Origin of the sequence: Burkholderia sp. Bp9142 (genome assembly GCF_003853415.1) — a bacterium.
GTDB lineage: Bacteria > Pseudomonadota > Gammaproteobacteria > Burkholderiales > Burkholderiaceae > Burkholderia.
The window spans coordinates 214,910-233,602 of sequence record NZ_QTPP01000008.1; the positions used below are offsets into that span (position 1 = coordinate 214,910).

An 18,693-nucleotide genomic window follows, 5' to 3' on the forward strand; every position below is an offset into this window, starting at 1 on the left:
CCGCGCCTCCCGCGCGTCGAGCGACGCGGCGGGAGACGCAAACGCCCTACTTCTTGAACACGCCGACGACATCCCCGTCGTCGACCACCAGCAACGCACCGATCCGCTGCTGCTGCATCAGCAGCAACGCATCCTCGACGCGCGTGCCGGGCCGCACCGTCGACGGCTCGATCGACATCATGTCGGCCGCCGTGCGCCGCAATACGCCGTCGCCATGCCGCTCGATCGCGCGGCGAATGTCGCCGTCGGTCACGATGCCCCAGCCGGCGTGGCGCTTCACGATCGCAAGGCCGAGCCGCCCGCGCGTCATCGCATCCAGCACGTCGAGCGTCGACGTGGCCTCCGTCACGAACGGCAGATTGCCGCGCGCCATTTCGTCGTCGACCGTGGACAGCAGCCGGCGGCCGAGCGAGCCGCCCGGATGGAAGCGCGCGAAGTGTTCGGGCTGGAAGCCGCGCGCCCGCATCAGCGTGACCGCCAGCGCATCGCCCATCGCGAGCGTCGCCGTCGTCGACGCGGTCGGCGCGAGCTGCAGCGGGCACGCCTCGCGTTCGACGCCGATGTCGAGATGGACCCGCGCGGCGCTCGCGAGCGTCGATGCGGGATTGCCGGTCAGCGCGATCAGGTCGTTGCCGTTGCTGCGCAGGAACGGGATCAGCTTGATCACCTCGTCCGTTTCGCCGGAATTCGAAATCGCGAGAAACGTATCGTCCGGCGTCACCATTCCCAGGTCGCCGTGATAGGCCTCGCCCGGATGCATGAAGAACGCGGGCGTGCCGGTGCTCGACAGCGTCGCGGCGATCTTCCTGCCGACGATGCCGGACTTGCCCATCCCGCACACGACGACGCGGCCGCTCGAGGCGAGGATGATCTCGACCGCTCCTTCGAAATTCGCGTCCAGTCGCGCGGCCACGCCGGCCAATGCCCGCGACTCGATCTCGAAGACCTGGCGGGCCGATTCAATATGGTTCTGTTGCATCATGGGTTTGCCGTTTGAGAAGGGAGACGACCCGCGCCACGTCGTCGGGCGTATCGATGCCGGCGGGCGGCGCATCGGGCCAGCGCATCACGTCGATCGGCATGCCGAGCCAGAGTGCGCGCAACTGTTCGAGCTTCTCCAGTTGCTCGAGTTCGCACGGCGCCGCGCTCGCCAGCGCCTGCAAGGTCGCGTTCGCGTAGCCATAGAGGCCGATGTGCCGCAGGAACAGGCCGTCCGAACCGGCCGCCTCCGCCGGCCGCCCGTCGCGGCAGAACGGAATGGCCGCGCGCGAGAAATACAGCGCACGGCCACGGCGATCGACGACGACCTTGACGATGGCCGGCTCGTCGAGCAGCGCGACTTCGCCGATCGGGCAGGCGACCGTCGCGACACCGAGGTCCGGCGCCGCGCCGCAGAAGGCTGCGAATGCCCGCAGCAGCGCCGTCGGCACGAGCGGTTCGTCGCCCTGCACGTTGAGCACCGCATCGGTGCCGGGCCAGCCGAACATGCGGGCGACTTCGGCTGCGCGGTCGGTGCCGGACGCATGGCCGGTATCGGTCATCGCGAAGCGGATGCCGCGCGCGTCGAGCACATCGGCAATGCGTGCATCGTCGATCGCGACGACGATGTCGGCATCGGGCAGCGCGCGGCGCACGCGCGCATGCACGCGGACGATCATCGGTTCGCCGTCCAGATCGACGAGCGGCTTGCCCGGCAACCGCGTCGAACCGTACCGGGCCGGAATCACGACGCGCACCGGCCGGCCGTTATTGAACGACATCATGACCGCTCCATTGTTCGAGCAACGGCCGGTACGCATCGTCGAGCGACAGCCCGGCATCGGTCAGCAGGTGCTCGGCCACCTCGCGCGCGACGCCGCGGCCGCCGCCCGTGCACGCGACATGGTCGACGCGTGCGCGGACGAGCCGATGCGCATCGGCCGGTGCATACGACACGCCAACGCGTTCAATGACCGCGAGATCGTTCACGTCGTCGCCGACATACACGATCTCGTGATCGTCGAGCTGCTGTTGCGCCTTGATGTTCGCGTAGCCGGCGCCCTTGTCGTCGCAGCCGGTCACGAGCACGTCGACGCCGAGTTGCTTCGCGCGCCACGCCAGCGCGCCGCTGTGCTTGCCCGACAGGATGCCGGTGCGGATGCCATGCGCGCGCAGCAACGCGACCGCGACGCCGTCGTGCGCGTGAAAGCTCTTCATGAACTCGCCTTCCGCCGTCACATGCAGCAAGCCGTCGGTCAGCACGCCGTCGACGTCGAACAGCACCAGGCGCACGGGCCCGCGATACGTCGCGCCGCTCACTGGATATCGAGCGGCTCGAGCCGCTTGACCAGGTCGTCCACCGCCTTCACCTGCTGCAGGAACGCGTCGAGCAGCGCGAGCGGCAGTGCGCTCGGGCCGTCGCAGCGCGCGCGGTCCGGATCCGGATGCGCTTCGAGGAACAGCCCGGCCAGCCCGACCGCCATCCCGGCGCGCGCGAGATCGAGCACCTGGCGCCGCCGGCCGCCCGACGCCGCACCGCGCGGATCGCGCATCTGCAGGCTGTGCGTGACGTCGAAGATCACCGGGCAGTCGCCCGTCGCATCGCGCATCTGGCGAAACCCCAGCATGTCGACGACGAGATTGTCATAGCCGAACGACGAGCCGCGTTCGCACAGGATCACCTTGTCGTTGCCGGCCTCGCGGCACTTCGACACGACGTGCTCGATCTGCGTCGGGCTCATGAACTGCGGCTTCTTGATGTTGACCGCGTTGCCGGTCTGCGCGATCGCGACCACGAGGTCCGTCTGGCGCGCGAGGAACGCCGGCACCTGCAGCACGTCGACGACCTGCGAGACCGGCTCGGCCTGCCATACTTCGTGCACGTCGGTGATCACGGGCACGCCGAACCGGCGTTTCACCTCGTCGAAGATCCTGAGCCCTTTGTCGAATCCCACGCCGCGATACGAGTGGATCGACGAGCGGTTGGCCTTGTCGAAGGACGCCTTGAACACCAGCGGAATGCCGAGACGGCGCGTGACATCGACGAACGCGTTGCAGACGTCAAGCGTGAAGTCGAGGCTTTCGAGCACGTTGAGGCCGCCGAACAGGACGAACGGCAGGTTGTTGCCGACGGTGACGTCCGGGGTAATGGTTACATTCATACAGTTCTCCACGAAATTGAGGCAGCGGTGTACGCGTGGCGCCGCAGCGGATGCCGCGCGATCGCGCCGGTCGATCGCAGCCGGATGCTGTCGTCAGCGGGCCACCCATGCAGCATAGAGCGGCGCGAGCTCCCCGAACAAGCGCTCCTCGCCGAAGCGCTGCCGCGCCTCGCGGCTCGCCCGCCGGGCCAGTTCCTGGCGCAGCGCGTCGTCGCCGGTGAGACGCGCCAGCCACGCGACCGCGTCGGCCGCGCTCGCGTAGATCACGCCGGTCTGCAGATGACGCACGACGTCCACGTTGCCGGCGCAGTCGGACACGATGACGGGCCGGCCGGCCAGCATCGCCTCGATGACCGACACCGGCATGCCTTCCCACGACGACGTCGACAGATACACGTCCGCGCGTTCGAGCCGCCGCGCGACCTCGTCGTGCGGCAGCCACCCGGTGACCTCGACGCCGGCCGCGGCCAGCCGCGCCTTTTCCGCAGCCTCGCCGTCGCCGATCCACACGAAGCGCGCGCCGCGCGCACGCATGCCGTGCGCGATCTGCGCGAACAGCTCGGGATTCTTTTGCGCGCGGATGCCGCCGACGGTCACGATGCACGGCGGGCCTTCCGCCGGTCGCTCGGCGTCGCCCGAACGCTCGGACGACGGCGCGTCGCTCACGGCGTTCTCGACCACCACCACCGGCTGGCGAAGCCACGCGCGGATCGCGCGGCCCTCGCTTTCCGAGCACGCGACGTAAAGGCATCTCCGGACGCACGCGACCCATTCGAGACCGACGAACGCCAGGCGCTTCAGGCGCGAGATATCGCGACGCATGAAGGAAATGCAGTGCGGGCTGTAGAAGAACGCCGCTTTCGGCAGCGCGAACAACGTCGACAGCCGCCCAAGAAAGCCTGCGAACGACGAATGCAGGTGCACTACATCCGGACCGATCTCGTTGAGCGCCGCGCGCAGCCGGCCCACTGTCCGCAACAGGCCCGCGCCTTTCATCTGGACGTGGCGCAGCGATACCCGCGTGTCGAACATCGCGGCAAGACCGGGCGGCGTATCGGGCCGCACCGAGTAGATGACATGGACGTCGTGGCCTTCGCGAGCCAGGCGATTCGCGATCAGGCGCACCATCGACAACGTGCCCGTGGCGCTGGATTCGACTATGTGGACGATCTTCATCGGGATCCGTTCCATGAGAGGTGAGCCGTCACGCACCGACGGCGAATGACGTCGTCAGACACCGGGCCCGCGCCCCGCGACCGCATCGATATACGCGAGCACGCCCGACCGCTCGATCACGCGCCCCCATTCGAGCGACTTCATCGCCGCCGGGTCGGGGCGCGTCGCGCGGATTCGCGACAGCGGAAACAGTTCGTCAAAGATCGTCGCGCCGGTGACGTGGCACTGGATGCCGAGCTCGTGCGCGGTGCGCACGTTCGACGGCGCGTCGTTGCACACGATCTTCTTGCCGAGCGACGCGTATTCGAGCAGCTTCGTCGGTGTCTGGAAGCAATGCGGCCTGTGATACGGAAAGAAGCACACCGCGTATTCGCTGTCGCGGACGATGCGCAGCGCGTCGGGCTGCGGCACGCGGCCGACGAAGCGGATACCCGGCGTGTCGACGAACGCCGCGCGGATTTCGGGCTCCGGATTACCGACCAGCACGAGCGTGTCCGATTCGTCGCGCCGCGCGTCGCGGTAGGCGGCCAGCACCTTGTGAAAGCCGCGCTCGCGGCTCATCTCGCCGATATAGCAGAACCGCCCGGACGGTGTTTGCGCGGCATCATCGTTGCCCTTGTCGGTCGCTTCGCCGTCGCCCGGATTGAAGATCCAGTCCGGCACGCCCATCGGCAGCAGCAACGCGCGCACGCCGTCGCGGAACGCCATCGCGTCGCGCATCCGCTCGTTCTGGAAGATCCGCAAGTCGGGCCGGACGTTCAGCACGCGCTTCACGCGGTCCTTGACGGCCGCGAGCCGCCCGACCGACAGCGACCGATAGTCGTGAATCACGAACCGCGCCGGCGGCAGCGCGCGATAGAAACCCATGATGCACCACAGGATGCAGGCGTCCCGATCGGGAAAGCGCATGTACGCATCGAGATCGCCGTCGAACACCTCGAACCCGTGCGTCCTCAGCCGACGGCCGTAGGCGGCGATCTCCGGATAGTTCGCCTTGCCGGGATGCAGAATGAACACTTTCATTTCGGTACCTGCCCGTTGTCGAGAATGCGCGCCGGGACGCCGACGGCCACGCGGCCGTCGGGCACGTCGCGCAGCACCACGGCCCCGGCGCCGATCCGCGCGCGGTCGCCGACGCGAACCGCGCCGAGCACGACGCTGTGCACGCCGAATTCGACGTGGTCGCCGATCGTCGGTACGCCGCCGATCGTGCCGTCCTTCTGGATGGTGTTGCCGATGGTCACGCCGTGCCGCAGCGTGCAGTAATCGCCGATCACCGCGTAGCCGTTGATCACGAGGCCGGTGCCGTGATAGATCGCGAGCCCCTTGCCGATCTTCGTCTTCACCGGAATCTCGATGCCCATCAGCCAGTCGCACAGCACGATGTAGAGCACGATGAGCGGCGCGCCGGCCAGCAGCGTGAACCAGCTCCGGCACGCGAGGTAATGCACGACGCGGTAGAAGATCACCACGCTGCGCGTCTTCAAGAACGCATTGCGGCGGCAGTCTTCGGCGATCGCCTCGGCGGTCTGTCGCAACGTGACGGCCATGTCAGTGCCGCCTCGCGAACACGCGCCGGGCCGCATCGGCAGGAATGCGCGCGGCGCCGAAATAGTCGATGCCGTCGACCAGGAACGAATGGATGTACTTCAGCAGCCGCTCACGGTCGAATTCCTTGTAGAAGCAGCGGCCGAGCGACACCACGCGCTTGCCGTACAGCATCGCCTCGAGCCCGACCGTCGAATTGATCGTGACGACCGCATACGCATGCCGGAGCAGGTCGGTGGTCGGCGACGTGACGATCTCGAAGTGATAGGTCTCCTGCAGGCGCACGATCGCGGCGATCTCGGCCGCATCGGTCTCGGCGGGATGCAGCTTCACGAACAGGTCGGCGCTCTCGTTCGCGGCGAACTCGAACGCGTGGCGGATCGCGTCGAGATTGCCGACGTCGGAATGCAACTTGATCTGCGTGTCGCCCGACACCTGCAGCGGCAGGAACACATAGCGGCAGGTCGCCAGCGTGTCGGCCGGCAGGTAGCTGGCCTGTCGCGGCGCCGGCATCCCGTTGCGCGCGCGCACGCTCGCCAGGCGCCGGCGGCCGACGCCACGGCTGGCCGCCTTCAGCAGGTAGTTGGTCGCCGACATCGCCTTGCGCGCGAACGACGTCCGGGCCTGCGGCAGCGGCATCCGCTTGTAGCGTTCGTAGGCCGACAGCCAGCGCGCATGCGTGTCCTCGTCGGGCAGCGGCAGGCGATCGATGACCTCGGGATCGCGGCTGATCGTCGACAGCGCATTGACGCCCAGCGAATCGACGAACAGCTTGCCCGGCAGGTTCGAGATCTCGATGAAGCGGGTCGCGACGCCGTGCACCGCGCAGGCCTGCCGCACCGCGCGGCACACCAGCTGCTGCCCGTTCCACATCACGCACTGCTCGACCCGCAGGCCGCGCAGGACTTCCGACGCGATATGAAAGATCGCCGCCGACTCGCGCTTCGCACGGGCCTCGGTCATCTGCCCGTTGAGCACCTCGATCGACAGCTGGTACGGCGTGCGGTCGGTGGGCTGGCCGTCGGGCACGTCGATCGGCATCAGCCGGTTCAGGTACACCGACCGGAAGCCGCCCAGCAACAGGCGGAGATGCGCGACCGGTTCGCTCGTCAGGAACGCGAACTCGTACTCGTGCCGCACCGCGTTCACGAGGCGGGTGGCGAAATAGTAGCGCTCGAGGGAATCGATGACTATCAGGATCATGGTGTGCTCGTTCGTCGTATCGGCGATCTCACGCCAGCGCCCGGGACCGGGACAGGTTCGTGTCGAGGACCCGGTACGTCAGCGCGATACCGGCCGCCATCAGCGCCGCGCCGGTCAGGGAAAAAACCTGCACGCTCGTGGGGGCCGACAGGTTCATCAGCCGCGCGATGCCCAGCGCGCCCGCAAGACACACGCCGCAGGTCAGCTGAAACAGGAAATCGATGCGCTGCGCGCGCGTCGCCAGGAAGATCTGCGACAGCGGCACGTAGATCAGCTGGAGCGCGAACAGCGGCATCAGGCTGTGATAGAACCCGACCGAGCCGCGCCAGCTTTCGCCGAAGAACAGGTTGACGAGCGGCGCGAACAGCAGCAGCCCGCCGGCCATGTACACGGCCGCGAGGCCCGCGAGCGCGCGCGCATAGGTCCGGTACACGCGCGGCACGGTCGTGCCCGCGTCCGGTCGCGCCATCGCGCCGATCGCGTCGCGGCGGAACACCCCGCCGACGCTCTGCGCGATCAGCGACACCGGAAAGAACCCGAGCCGGTAAGCCGCCGCGAAGTAGCCGGCGCTCTGCGCGTCGAACCAGTGCGGAATCGCGATCGACAGCGCGTAGGTCAACACCGACGCGCACAGCGTCGACGGCAGGATATACAGCGCAAAGCGGCGATTCCTGACGAAGAACCCGCGTGACAGGCGGAACGAATACCCGGCCCGATAGCCGGAGAACAGGATCGCAGCGGCCATCACGATCGAGACCGCCGCGGTTACCCAGGCGTACAGCGCAAACACGTCGACCTGCCCGCACGCGGGGCACGCAAGCGACAGCATGAGGCCGGCGAGGAACGCGCCGTTGACCGCCACGCGCGACAGCGCGATCCATCCGTAGCGCCTGAGGCTGTTCAGATACGATCCGGCGGCCAGTTGCACGAACGACGCCAGCGCATAGACGGCGACAAGATGGAGATCCGCGCGTCCGGCGACGGCGATCAGGATCCCGAACACCGCGACGACGGCCAGGCTCAGCGCAGTCACGTTGACGAACGCGTTGAACGACTCGCCCGGCGCGTCGTCGACGCACGCGAGTTCGTAGCGGAACGCGAGCAGCGTGCCGGCGAAGGTCGCCAGCGCGAGCAGGTAGTTGAAGTGGCCGAGCGACGCCGGCCCGAAGCGTCGTCCGATCACGAAGATGCAGACGAACAGCGCGATCTGCCCGACCACGACGCCGGCCAGCGACACGATCGAATCCCGCGGATTGATCATCTCGCCTCCGTGCGCCGCGTGCGGCCGGATGCACGGGCCGGGCCGCCGCCGGCGGCGCTGCGCGCATCACGCATCTTGCGCCCCGTATTCGTAGGCGACGTAGCGGTAACCGCCGTACTTCGACCCGTACCCGTACTGTCCAAGCCGCGGATTGACACCGTTGAAGATGACGCCGTTCAGGCGGACGCCGTTCTGCGCGAAGCGCTTCGCGGATTCGCTGATCTCGCCGAGCTTCGTCTTGCCCGCCATCGTGACGAGCAGCGCGGTGCCGGCGACCGCGCCGAGAATGCCGGTATCCGGCACCGCGAGCACCGGCGCCGAGTCGATCACGACGATGTCGTAACGCGACGACAGCTCGCCGACCAGCGCCGCGAGATTGCGGTTCAGCAGCAGTTCCGCGGGGTTCTTCGGCATCGTGCCGGTCGAGATGAAGTCGAGGCCGTCGACCACCTCGCGGTGAATCACGTCCTCCAACCGCGCGCTGCCGGCGATCAGCTCGGTGAAGCCGTGGCCGCGCGGGAAGCCGAGATAGTCGTGCAGCCGGCCCTTGCGAATGTCGCCGTCGATCAGCAGCACGCGCTTGCCGGCGCTCGCCATCACGACCGCGAGGTTCGACGAGAGGAAGGTCTTGCCGACACCCGGCGCCGGACCCGCGATCAGCACGATGTTGTTCTTCGCCTCGAGCATCGCGAACTGCAGCGCGGTGCGCAGGCTGCGCAGGCACTCGACGGCCGGCTCGTTCGGGAAGTCGATCGACAGGATCGACTTGTGGCCGCTCTTGCGCGCGGCTTCCTCGGCCAGGTCGTGCTGATGCTCGCTGATCGGGACCGTCGCGTACACCGCGAGGCCGAGACGGCGCTCGATCTCGTTGTGATCCGAGATGCCGTGGAACAGCATCGAGCGGACGATCGCGGTGCCGCATCCCGCGAGCAGCCCGAGCAGCAGCGACGCCAGCGCGACGAGCACCTTCTTCGGGCGCACCGCCACTTCCGGCACCGCCGCCGTATCGACGAGACGCACGTTGCCGACCTTGCCGGCCTGCACGAGCTGCAGCTGCTGCATGTTGTTCAGCAGCGCCGTGTAGAGGTCGGTGTTGACCTTCACGTCGAGCATCAGCCGCACGGCTTCCTGCTGCAGGTCCGGCAGGCGGCGGATCTGCAGCTCGGCGGTGTTCCGATAGCCGTTCAGTGCGGCGATCTGCTCGTCGATCACGGCCACGCTCGGGTGCCGTTCGGTGAAGCGGGACATCAGCTCCTGCCGCTTCTGCTGCAGCTCGAGCAGGCGCGTCTTCGCGTCGGCGGTCTGGGCCAGCGCGAGCTTCGCTTCCTCGGTGAGGTCAACCGTGCCGTGCTCGTTGCGCAGCTTCGTCAGGCGCGCTTCGGAATCGGTCAGCTGCTGCTTGAGCTGCGGCAGTTGCGCGGTCAGGAATTCGAGCGACTGCGCGGCCTCCGCCGATTTCCGCTCGATGTTCTGCCGCACGTACTGGCGGCCGATCTCGTTCATCGTGTCGCTGACCCATTTCGGATCGGTATCCTGCAGGCTGGCGACGACGACGTCCGATTGCTTCACGCGCTCCTGCACGTTGAGGCGGTCGCGGATGTCCTCGATCGTCTTCAGCCGCGAGTTTCGGACCAGCACGAACGCGGTGCCGGGCTTCGCGGCGATCGACGCGACCTGCAGCGTGATCGGGCCGCGCGGCGAGCGGAACGTTTCGAGCTCGCCGACGGTGCCGTCGACCGCGGCGTCGAGATCACCGCCTTCGAGCCGATAGCGCTTGCCGCCGAGGCTCGTCAGCGTGAACGCGTCGCCTTCGTTCTTGCGCGGTACGTCGAACCGCGGCACGTCGATGCGCTCGCGGCCCCACGCGTAGCCGCCGAAGCCGGCCAGGCCGGGATCGGACAGGCCGTCGCGGTGGCGCGCGATCCAGTCGCCGATCATCGGAAAGCGCTTCGGCGATGCGTCGATGAACAGGTTGAGCTTGTCGACCGCGCGCTCGACGACCAGTCGCGACGCGAGGATCTGCTGTTCGGCGGCCGCCGACGACTTGACGTCGAACAGCGCCGACACATCGCCCAGCAACGACTTGGCGGCCGACGTGTCAGGGCTGTCCTCGACCTGGACCATGATGTTGGCTTCGAACACCGGCTTGCCGAGAATCGCGTACGCAAGGCCAGCGGCCAGCAGCACGCACGTGATGGTCGCGATCAGCCAGCGGCTTTCCAGCAGGATGTCGAGCACCGCGACGAAATCGGTCTCGCTGCCGTCTTCGGCGGTGTGCTGCTGCGGGGCGGAGGGTTGGGTCATGGCAACGATATGAGGCGTATTGGGTTCCAGTGGGGCATCGACCAACGGCCGCTTCAGACGATGCGCAGGCGCTTCGACCACTCGGTCACACCGAGTTCGATCAGGCGCGCGCAGCGTTCGAACACGAATCTGGGCTGGCGGTAAGGGTCGTGCACGTCGAAATCCGTGTACTCGCCGAGACGGAACACGCGTCCCCGAACGAACGGGAACTGGTTCTCGAGCGACGTGCGCTGCCGGCGGTCCATCACGAGGATCAGGTCGGCATCGGTACACAGCGAGCGGGCGATCTGCTGCGCGCGATGCGTCGACACGTCGAATCCGCGCATGCGCATGACGTCCTGCGCATACGGCGCGGCCGGCATGCCGACCAGCGCGTTCAGGCCGGCGGACGCGACGCGCCGCCCGGGCATGGCCTGACGCAGCATCGCTTCGGCCATCGGGCTGCGGCAGATGTTGCCCTCGCAGACGATCAGGATCGATTCCATCATTTGGTCGCGATCGCCGCGGTCAGGCCGGCGTTGATGGCCGGCAGCAACAGGCTGAGCACGCGGCTGAAGCGGACGAGCCCGTTGCCGTCGACGTACACGACGTCCTTCGGCTTCAGCTGGAACTGATTCGCCAGCACCATCGCGACCGGCGAGCGCGCATCGAGGTGATACACCTGCGGCTGCTCGTCCTGCATCCCGCGCACCACATAGAGCTGCGCGGCATCGGCCGTGTTCGCGTTCAGGCTGCCGGCCTGCGCGATCGCCTCGCTCAGCGTCAACCGGCCATTGCGCATCGGCAACGCCGTCACGGGCTTGTTGACCTCGCCCATCACGAACACGCCGCTCTCGTCGCGCGGCAGCACGCGCACGAGGTCGCCGTTGCGCAGCACGATCTTCGACGGATTGCGCCCCTGCTCGGCCATCTCGGTCAGGTCGATCCGTCGCTCGACGCCGTCGCGCACCAGCACGATGCGGCTCTGGTCCGCCGCCGCCGAAAAGCCGCCGGCCCGGCCGATCGCGTCATACAGCGTCATCGGGATGTCGTTCACCGACTGCGAGCCCGGCGTATGCACCTCGCCCTCGATGTACACCTGCTTCGCGCGGAACGACGCGATGCGCACGGTGACCTGCGGATTCCTGAACGTCTTGTCGAGGCGGCGCGTGAGCTGCGTCTGCACCTGCTCGGCCGTCAGTCCGGCGACCGCCAGCCGGCCTGCAAACGGAAACTGCAGCGTGCCGTCCTGGTCGACGACGAAACCGGGCGGCGCATCCGCCGCGCGCGGCGCGGCCTGCGCCGGCGCGCCAAGCGCCGCCGCGAGTTCGGGGTGGTCCCATACGGTGATCTGCAGCACGTCGCCGCGGCCGATGGTGTACGCGTCCGGCGGCGCGCCGACGCCGATATCGCGGACTTCGCCGCGCGTACTGCGTTCGGTATCGCGCATGCGCCGGATCAGCGTCAGGTCGATGTTCGTGACCGGAACCGGCAGCGCGGCGCTGTCGGCCGGCGTGGCACCGCTTTGTAGCGGAATCGACGCCGGCTGCTGCATGCGCATGCCCGGCGCGATGCCGCACGCGCCCAGCAAGGCACACAGCGGCAGGATCATCACGAGCGGACCGACACGCGACGGTCGGCGCGGCGCGCACGCGCGCGCCGACTCCATTTGACGCAACCTCTGCATTACTACCTCGCACTTTTTTAATTTGAAATTGCGCCGGTCGCCCCGCGTCGTGTCGACCGCGAGTACAGCACCCCTGTCGAGACCGGACATGCCTGCTGCCACTGCCTGCTGCTGAATACCGCCGTGCCTGCCGTCGTCACGCGCCGCCGCCGCGCATCCTTCGCGGCGCACGGGCGCGCGGCAGCCGCTAATACGCACCCGAGCCGCGCACCACCACGTTGATCGTCCGGAACAAGATGCCGATGTCGCGGCGCAGCGACCATTCGCGCACATAAGACACGTCGAGCGATACGCGCGTCGAATAGTCGGTGTCGTTGCGGCCGCTGACCTGCCACAGCCCGGTCATGCCGGGTTTCGCCATCAGGTAGTAGCGCACGTCGACGCCGTAGCGCTCGAGTTCGGCCTCGACGATCGGGCGCGGCCCGACCAGGCTCATGTCGCCCTTCAGCACGTTCAGCAGTTGCGGCAGTTCGTCGAGGCTCGTCTTGCGGAGCAAGCGGCCGATCGGCGTGATGCGGACATCGTTCTTCAGCTTGAATTCGCGATCCCATTCCGCGCGGGCGTCGGCGTCGCGCTCCAGCAGCGCCTTGAGCACCGCATCGGCATTCGTCACCATCGAGCGGAATTTCAGGCACTTGAACCGCCGGCCGTTGCGGCCGACCCGCTCGTGCCCGAAGATCGCCGGGCCGCCGTCGCGCCGCACAGTCCATGCGATGCCCAGCAATACCGGCGCCAGCATGACCAGCAGCAACGATGCGCCTACCAGGTCGAAGCTGCGCTTGACCATCCGCTTGATGCGTCCGACCGTCCGGTGGCCGATCTCGCGCTGCCCGCGCAAGTCCGCGTGCGCGATGGCTGCCGCACGTACCTGGTCGCCCGCGCGCTCGATCATCCCGAAGATCGCGAGCGTCAGCGCGCGGAACGCGATCAGGCCGATCCCGCTCGCGAGCGTCCAGTACACGAACCACTCGCTCGACAGCACGTGCGCACGATGCAGCACGTACAGCAGCGCGGTGCTCATGCCCTGCACGACGATCCAGGCCAGCACCGTTCGGCCGAGCACGTGCAGCGCCGAGCGCGTGCGCGCGGCCTCGTAGATGCCGCACGCGGGAAATACCGACAGCGCCAGCGCGGCGGCAAAGGCGACGAGCGCACCGTCGAACAGGGTTCCGCGCGCACCGCCGGTGGCACCGATCAACGCGGGAATGAACGCGCCCAGCACGATCAGTCCGATATCGGTCGCTCGATTGATCAACGAATTCATTGATATGAACTCCTAATTCATCATCCAACGTCCGTTCGCGGTGCAGCGGCATGTCACGTCTGCCACGCATGTCGCCCGGTCGTCCACTCGATTTCGCCGCGGCGGCCTGCCGCGGCTCCGAAGCATCACGATCCCGGCCGGATGCGATGCGCATTCCACGCGGCGCGCTCGTTGCGAAACCGTCGTTTCAACGTTTCCGCAGTGCATCATATTCGTCGCGACTCGTGCTTTTATCGCCCGCGTCCGAATTCGCCTTGTTGATGGCGGAACAAATCAAGGCCGATTTCGCACGCGAATTATTCGATCGATTTCACGAATCAAGCGATCCATATGCGATGCACGAATAACGTGCGCACGTAGCGATTCATGCTCGAATTTCAATCGCTCGGGAGGCACGTCGATTCATGTCGATTTGCAATTCATCGCGCTCGCCATTGCCGGCGCATCGGGCAGCGCATGCATCGCCTGGCGCTACCCCAAACCTGCAAGCGAGCATCGGCCGGATCGGCCGGCCGGATGCTCGCTCGACGAATAAAAAGGCCTGCACAGTGCGCTCACGGCGACACGGCAGGCAAAATTCCGAGGAGTGCCGGGGTGCCGCCTCCTCGAAAGGCCAGTCGATAACTTAATCAGTGGAAATGGGTTTTGAGCGCCTCGTGTCGGACCGCGCCACGATTGTGGCCGAATCCGCCTTCGTCGCATGGAGACCGGTTTATATCCGGCATTTTTCACGCCCGAATAACGGCACCGTCATTCGGACGGAACATTAATATCCGGATATCGAATTGAATCCGCGCAATACCATTTCGCCGAATGGCGGCGCACGGCGAATTGCAATCGCCCGTCTAGAATGGTGCGTCGCTCATCCAGTCGCCGAGGTCCGATGCGTACAGCATGTCCGTCGACGCGTCGCCGCCTTTTCGTGCGGCCGCCCGATATTCGGTCGGCGAAGTCTGCAAGTGCTGGCGAAAGAGTTTCGCCATCCGGTCCCCGCTGCCGAGGCCCGTGCGTCGCGCGACCTTGTCCGCCGGAAGATCGGTTTCGATCAGCATGCGGCACGCCTTTTCGAGGCGAATTCTCAGCACGAACTCGGTGGGCGTGACGCCGATTTCGTTCTTGAAGCGCCGCAGGAAATTGCGCTCGCTCATCGCGGCGGCCTGCGCCGCGTCGGCGATGGAAATCCGGTTCTCGCTGTTGACGCGCAGGTGATGCGCAGCCATCCTGATCAACGTGCTCGCGCGCGCGACCCGTGCGCCGAACAGCACGTCGGTCAGCTTGCGGTTCGCGCCGGACACCATGCACATCACGATTTCCTGCGCGATTTCGTAGCCCATGTCCACCCGGACGATCGACAACGCGTCGGAGAACGGCCCGTCGTCTTCGTCGCCGGCCAGTTCGGCGTCATCGCGTCCCGCGAACGCGGCGGCGCCGCCGCCGTCCGCGGCCGGCGCGGCCTTCTCGACCTCTTTCTGCGCAAGATGAATCTGCGCGAGCAACTTGCGGCCGCCATGGCTGCCTCGAACGACGCGCGCGCGCTGGTGCGCATGCCTGAGCCACGCGATCAACTGCTCGTCGAGCGTGTCGATCCCGCCTTGACCGCTCAACACGAACATCGCGTGCACCGTGCTTGCTTCGAGCGTGCGGGCCGCTTCCGTCCAGATGCCGACGCCCGACGACGAGCGAACCGGGCCGCCATGCACGGAATACAACCGCAACTCGTAACGGTCGGTGAATGCGCCGTCGGCGCGTCCGAGTTGATTCGCGAGTTCGAAAACGGCCGCCAGCTTGCCCATCTGCATGATGGAGAAACCTTCGAGCAACAGTACGATTACGCTTGCTCGTTGATGCCCGTTGCCGGCGCTTCTACCACGATTCACGCTTAACCCCGTCGATGAATGATTCGACACTGTTTGCATCATTTCGGCCCTTTAACAATTTCTTACATTCGTTGTTTTCTGCGCCGCATCATAGGGGCGACCCTTGCCCGCCGATTTCCCAATGTCTGTTTTCGCCGTGTTGTTGTCGGAATCAATCAAGCCGGTGGTATGGCACTATTTGTTGAGATTCGTCACGTCTGACGTAAATACATTCATGAAAATTCGCGAACAATTGACATGCATCAACGATCCGCAATTTGATTCGGGATATTGGGGGCCAGCCTATCTCCAGATGAATACGGAGAAGGCCGAAATCAGTGGAATGCGTCATCCATTCCGGCTGGCACTGCCGGAACGGACGAAGGGACAGTATCGCGACGTCAATGCGCGGCCACTGTCGGGGTTCGTTTCAATCGTGCATGGTCGGATACCGCGCAGGTTCGGGTTAAGCAGGCCGGTCAGCGGAGCACGCGGCAACCCGCGCTGGCGAGCCGCCAGGCCCGAATCCGGGCCACCACTCCGATGAAACGAGTATTTCCGCGGAATGTTTACGCCGGAGCCGAACGCACCGGCTTTAAACGTCGTGCGGGCGGCAGTCAACCGAATTGAGCGAGTTCGGTCGAGGAATCGCGGTATGCGAATCGGTGATGCCGCGTTTGCATCGTACACGCTTCGATTTCGCACAACCGTCCGATACGGCAATTTTCATCGAACGCGAATGGAAATTCAGACAATGTGTCGTCTCGCATCGACAATGAAATATCGATGTCATCGTCGAATCCGCCGGAATAGCGCCGCGCAAACGTTATCATTGAAACGGATTTACCGGTGAACGATTACATTGGATCACGCAGCATTACCCGGGATTACTCGAGACTCATATGCCACGTGAATCCTCTATCATTCAGAGGAATTGTCGGCATGCATTCTTCGCATGCGATCTCGTTCTCGTCCGACGTGTGCTCGAACCGAATCGCATCCCGGTCGAATCGTTTTCATGACCGTCGTGCGTCGGTCGAATGGGGGAAATCTGTCTCGGGCGGGCACGCGCGGCACGGCACACGAATGCGCCGCGCACGCATCAAACGTGCGTTTGAATGACCGGCATCAATACGGCGGACTGCACCGCTCAACGGCCGATCGAATTGGCAGCACTGCGAAAGATCAGCGGACGCTCGTCCTGGCGCCCTGCCCGTCGCGCGAATTGCACGGCCTGCTCGACCCGGCCGTGATGCGCGGACTTCGCACAGACCGGATCGGCTTCCGCGGGATCACCGGCCAGCATGTACGCCTGGCAGCGGCACCCGCCATGATCCGCGTGGCGCTCGTCGCAGGTGCGGCACGGGTCGCGCATCCAGCCGTCGCCGCGAAACGCGTTGAATGCATCGCTGTCGTACCAGATCTCCTTCAGCGACCGGTCGCGCACGTTCGGCAGCGCGAGGCCGGGCAGCGAGCGCGCGGCATGGCACGGCAGCGCGGTGCCGTCCGGTGCGACGCCGAGGAATACCGAGCCCCAGCCGTTCATGCAGGCCTTCGGCCGCTGCTCGAAGTAGTCGGGCACGACGAACAGGATCTTGCACCGTTCGCCGACGAGCTTCCGGTAGCGGTTGACCGTTTCCTCGGCTTCGCGCAGTTGTTCGGCGGTCGGCATCAACTGGTCGCGATTCAGCATCGCCCAGCCGTAGTACTGCGTATTCGCGAGCTCGAGGAAATCCGCGCCGAGGTCGAGCGCCATCTCGATGATCTGGCCGACGTGCGGCAGGTTGTACCGGTGCAGCACACAGTTCAGCACCATCGGATAGCCGTGCGACTTGATCAGCCGCCCGACGCCGCGCTTGAGGTCGAAGGTGCGCGTGCTGGTCAGGAAATCGTTCAGCTCGCGCGTCGAATCCTGCAGCGACAGCTGGATATGATCGAGCCCGGCCGCCTTGAGCCGGTCGATGCGCGCGGCATTCAGCCCCACGCCCGACGTGATCAGGTTGGTATAGAAACCCAGCGACCGCGCATGCCGGACCAGCACCTCCAGGTCGTCGCGCTGCAGCGGCTCGCCGCCGGAAAAGCCGATCTGCGCGGCGCCGAGCGCGCGTGCATCGCTGATCACCGTGCGCCACGCGTCGGTATCGAGCTCGGCGCCGTGCGTTGCGAAGTCGACCGGGTTGTAGCAGAACGCGCAGTGCAGCGGGCACCGGTACGTGAGCTCGGCGAGCAGCCACAGCGGCGCGGACGGCCGGTTCGGAGGAGGTGTCATGTCCATGTCAGTCGAGCCAGCCGCGCAGTCGCGCATGATCGAGGAAGCGGTAGACGTCCGACGCGAGGTCCGACGTGCTGAACAGCCGCTCGAGTTCGTCGATGATGTCGTCGAGCTCGCGCGTGCCGTCGCAGCGTGCGAGAATCTCGCCCGCGCTCGGGTTGAGCCGGACCATGCCTTCCGGATACAGGAGCACGTACGCATCCTGGGCCGCCTCCCACTGCAGGCGGTACATGCCCCTCAGCGAGGGGCGCAGCGGCACGCCGCTGACGGCGTCGTTGGAGTTCATGCGGGGTACGCCTTTTCAATCGCATCGAGAATCGACCACAGCACATCCAGCTTGAACGACAGGATGTCGAGCGCGCGCCGTTGCGCGTCCGGTGTCGTGAAATGGCTCAACGTCACCGCGAGCCCGTGCTCGACGTCGCGCTGCGCGAGCGGCACGCGGCTGCGGAAATACTGCAGCCCGTCCGCCTCGATCCAAGGATAGTGGGACGGCCAGCCCGCGAGCCGGTCGAGGTGGATCTGCGGCGCGAACATCTCGGTCAGCGACGAGCACACGGCTTCCTGCCACGGCGCGCGCCGCGCGAAATTGACGTACGCGTCGACCGCGAACCGCACGCCGGGCAGCACGTGCGCGAGCGACCACAGTTCCGCGCGCTCGATGCCGACCGCTTCGCCGAGCCGCGCCCATGCCTCGATCCCGCCTTCCTGGCCGCCGTGACCGTCGTGGTCGAGAATCCGCTCGACCCACAACCTGCGCGTATCGCGGTCCGGGCAATTGGACAGGATCGCCGCGTCCTTCAGCGGAATGCTGACCTGGTAGTAGAAACGGTTCGCGACCCAGCCGCGGATCTGCGCCGGCGAGCATGCGCCGCTATTCAGGCGCCGGTTGAACGGATGGTGGATGTGGTAGCGCGATTCGAGCGCGCGCAGGCGCGCCTCGAACTCCTGCGCGCTCCAGGGCGTCGCGTGCAGTGCCGCGGCGGGAATCGGTGCGTTCATT

At 66.4% G+C, this 18,693-nt stretch carries 19 protein-coding genes; 2 read left to right on the forward strand and 17 right to left on the reverse strand.

What is annotated here, in order from left to right; all coding sequences use genetic code 11:
• Nucleotides 1-46: 46 nt before the first annotated feature.
• The 13 genes from DIE22_RS12030 to DIE22_RS12090 form a co-directional block, all read right to left on the reverse strand.
• The gene (locus DIE22_RS12030) at nucleotides 47-982 is read right to left on the reverse strand and encodes an SIS domain-containing protein (protein ID WP_124501518.1); all 936 of its coding nucleotides are present in this window, start codon (nucleotides 980-982) and stop codon (nucleotides 47-49) included.
• Nucleotides 960-1,763, reverse strand: coding sequence for a 3-deoxy-manno-octulosonate cytidylyltransferase (gene kdsB, locus DIE22_RS12035; RefSeq protein WP_124605171.1), 804 nt, complete (start codon nucleotides 1,761-1,763; stop codon nucleotides 960-962). Before kdsB ends, DIE22_RS12030 begins: the two co-directional genes overlap by 23 nt.
• On the reverse strand, nucleotides 1,747-2,298 hold the full coding sequence (locus tag DIE22_RS12040) for an HAD family hydrolase (protein WP_124605172.1): 552 nt from the start codon (nucleotides 2,296-2,298) through the stop codon (nucleotides 1,747-1,749). Before DIE22_RS12040 ends, kdsB begins: the two co-directional genes overlap by 17 nt.
• Nucleotides 2,295-3,140, reverse strand: coding sequence for a 3-deoxy-8-phosphooctulonate synthase (kdsA, locus tag DIE22_RS12045; protein ID WP_124605173.1), 846 nt, complete (start codon nucleotides 3,138-3,140; stop codon nucleotides 2,295-2,297). The genes DIE22_RS12040 and kdsA overlap by 4 nt, the downstream gene beginning before the upstream one ends.
• Before the next feature lie 93 nt (nucleotides 3,141-3,233).
• Nucleotides 3,234-4,316 (reverse strand): glycosyltransferase family 4 protein, encoded by a 1,083-nt coding sequence (locus tag DIE22_RS12050; protein ID WP_124605174.1) that lies wholly within the window; start codon nucleotides 4,314-4,316, stop codon nucleotides 3,234-3,236.
• 54 nt (nucleotides 4,317-4,370) lie between these two features.
• Nucleotides 4,371-5,339 (reverse strand): glycosyltransferase, encoded by a 969-nt coding sequence (locus DIE22_RS12055; RefSeq protein ID WP_124605175.1) that lies wholly within the window; start codon nucleotides 5,337-5,339, stop codon nucleotides 4,371-4,373.
• Complete coding sequence (locus DIE22_RS12060) at nucleotides 5,336-5,866, reverse strand: serine O-acetyltransferase (protein ID WP_124501525.1); 531 nt, start codon at nucleotides 5,864-5,866, stop codon at nucleotides 5,336-5,338. Before DIE22_RS12060 ends, DIE22_RS12055 begins: the two co-directional genes overlap by 4 nt.
• Nucleotide 5,867: 1 nt before the next feature.
• Nucleotides 5,868-7,067, reverse strand: coding sequence for a capsular biosynthesis protein (locus tag DIE22_RS12065; RefSeq protein ID WP_124605176.1), 1,200 nt, complete (start codon nucleotides 7,065-7,067; stop codon nucleotides 5,868-5,870).
• Nucleotides 7,068-7,095: 28 nt separating this feature from the next.
• The gene (locus DIE22_RS12070; RefSeq protein WP_124501527.1) at nucleotides 7,096-8,328 is read right to left on the reverse strand and encodes a lipopolysaccharide biosynthesis protein; all 1,233 of its coding nucleotides are present in this window, start codon (nucleotides 8,326-8,328) and stop codon (nucleotides 7,096-7,098) included.
• 66 nt (nucleotides 8,329-8,394) lie between these two features.
• A complete protein-coding gene (locus DIE22_RS12075; RefSeq protein ID WP_124605177.1) occupies nucleotides 8,395-10,632 on the reverse strand; it encodes a polysaccharide biosynthesis tyrosine autokinase in 2,238 nt (745 codons plus the stop codon).
• 53 nt (nucleotides 10,633-10,685) lie between these two features.
• Nucleotides 10,686-11,120: a low molecular weight protein-tyrosine-phosphatase gene (locus DIE22_RS12080; RefSeq protein ID WP_124501529.1), complete on the reverse strand. Its 435-nt coding sequence runs from the start codon at nucleotides 11,118-11,120 to the stop codon at nucleotides 10,686-10,688.
• Nucleotides 11,117-12,298 (reverse strand): polysaccharide biosynthesis/export family protein, encoded by a 1,182-nt coding sequence (locus tag DIE22_RS12085; RefSeq protein ID WP_124501530.1) that lies wholly within the window; start codon nucleotides 12,296-12,298, stop codon nucleotides 11,117-11,119. The genes DIE22_RS12080 and DIE22_RS12085 overlap by 4 nt, the downstream gene beginning before the upstream one ends.
• Nucleotides 12,299-12,485: 187 nt before the next feature.
• Nucleotides 12,486-13,562: a sugar transferase gene (locus DIE22_RS12090; RefSeq protein ID WP_124501531.1), complete on the reverse strand. Its 1,077-nt coding sequence runs from the start codon at nucleotides 13,560-13,562 to the stop codon at nucleotides 12,486-12,488.
• 50 nt (nucleotides 13,563-13,612) lie between these two features.
• On the opposite strand from DIE22_RS12090, the gene DIE22_RS12095 reads away from it, so the two are divergent.
• On the forward strand, nucleotides 13,613-13,909 hold the full coding sequence (locus tag DIE22_RS12095) for a hypothetical protein (RefSeq protein ID WP_124501532.1): 297 nt from the start codon (nucleotides 13,613-13,615) through the stop codon (nucleotides 13,907-13,909).
• A gap of 498 nt (nucleotides 13,910-14,407) precedes the next feature.
• Here the strand turns inward: DIE22_RS12095 and DIE22_RS12100 are convergent, their stop codons facing one another.
• Complete coding sequence (locus DIE22_RS12100) at nucleotides 14,408-15,481, reverse strand: helix-turn-helix domain-containing protein (protein WP_185640603.1); 1,074 nt, start codon at nucleotides 15,479-15,481, stop codon at nucleotides 14,408-14,410.
• Nucleotides 15,482-15,560: 79 nt separating this feature from the next.
• Between DIE22_RS12100 and DIE22_RS12105 the strand changes: the two genes are divergently transcribed.
• Entirely contained in the window at nucleotides 15,561-15,965 is a 405-nt protein-coding gene (locus tag DIE22_RS12105; RefSeq protein ID WP_124501534.1) for a hypothetical protein, read from the forward strand.
• Between the two features lie 603 nt (nucleotides 15,966-16,568).
• Here the strand turns inward: DIE22_RS12105 and pqqE are convergent.
• Genes pqqE through pqqC form a run of 3 tightly spaced genes read right to left on the reverse strand, consistent with a single transcriptional unit; the run spans nucleotide 16,569 to nucleotide 18,692 of the window.
• Nucleotides 16,569-17,687, reverse strand: a complete 1,119-nt coding sequence (gene pqqE / locus DIE22_RS12110) for a pyrroloquinoline quinone biosynthesis protein PqqE (protein WP_124501535.1) — start codon at nucleotides 17,685-17,687, stop codon at nucleotides 16,569-16,571.
• Between the two features lie 7 nt (nucleotides 17,688-17,694).
• Nucleotides 17,695-17,976, reverse strand: a complete 282-nt coding sequence (gene pqqD, locus DIE22_RS12115; RefSeq protein ID WP_006751646.1) for a pyrroloquinoline quinone biosynthesis peptide chaperone PqqD — start codon at nucleotides 17,974-17,976, stop codon at nucleotides 17,695-17,697.
• Entirely contained in the window at nucleotides 17,973-18,692 is a 720-nt protein-coding gene (gene pqqC / locus DIE22_RS12120) for a pyrroloquinoline-quinone synthase PqqC (RefSeq protein ID WP_124501536.1), read from the reverse strand. Before pqqC ends, pqqD begins: the two co-directional genes overlap by 4 nt.
• Between the last annotated feature and the right edge of the window lies 1 nt (nucleotide 18,693).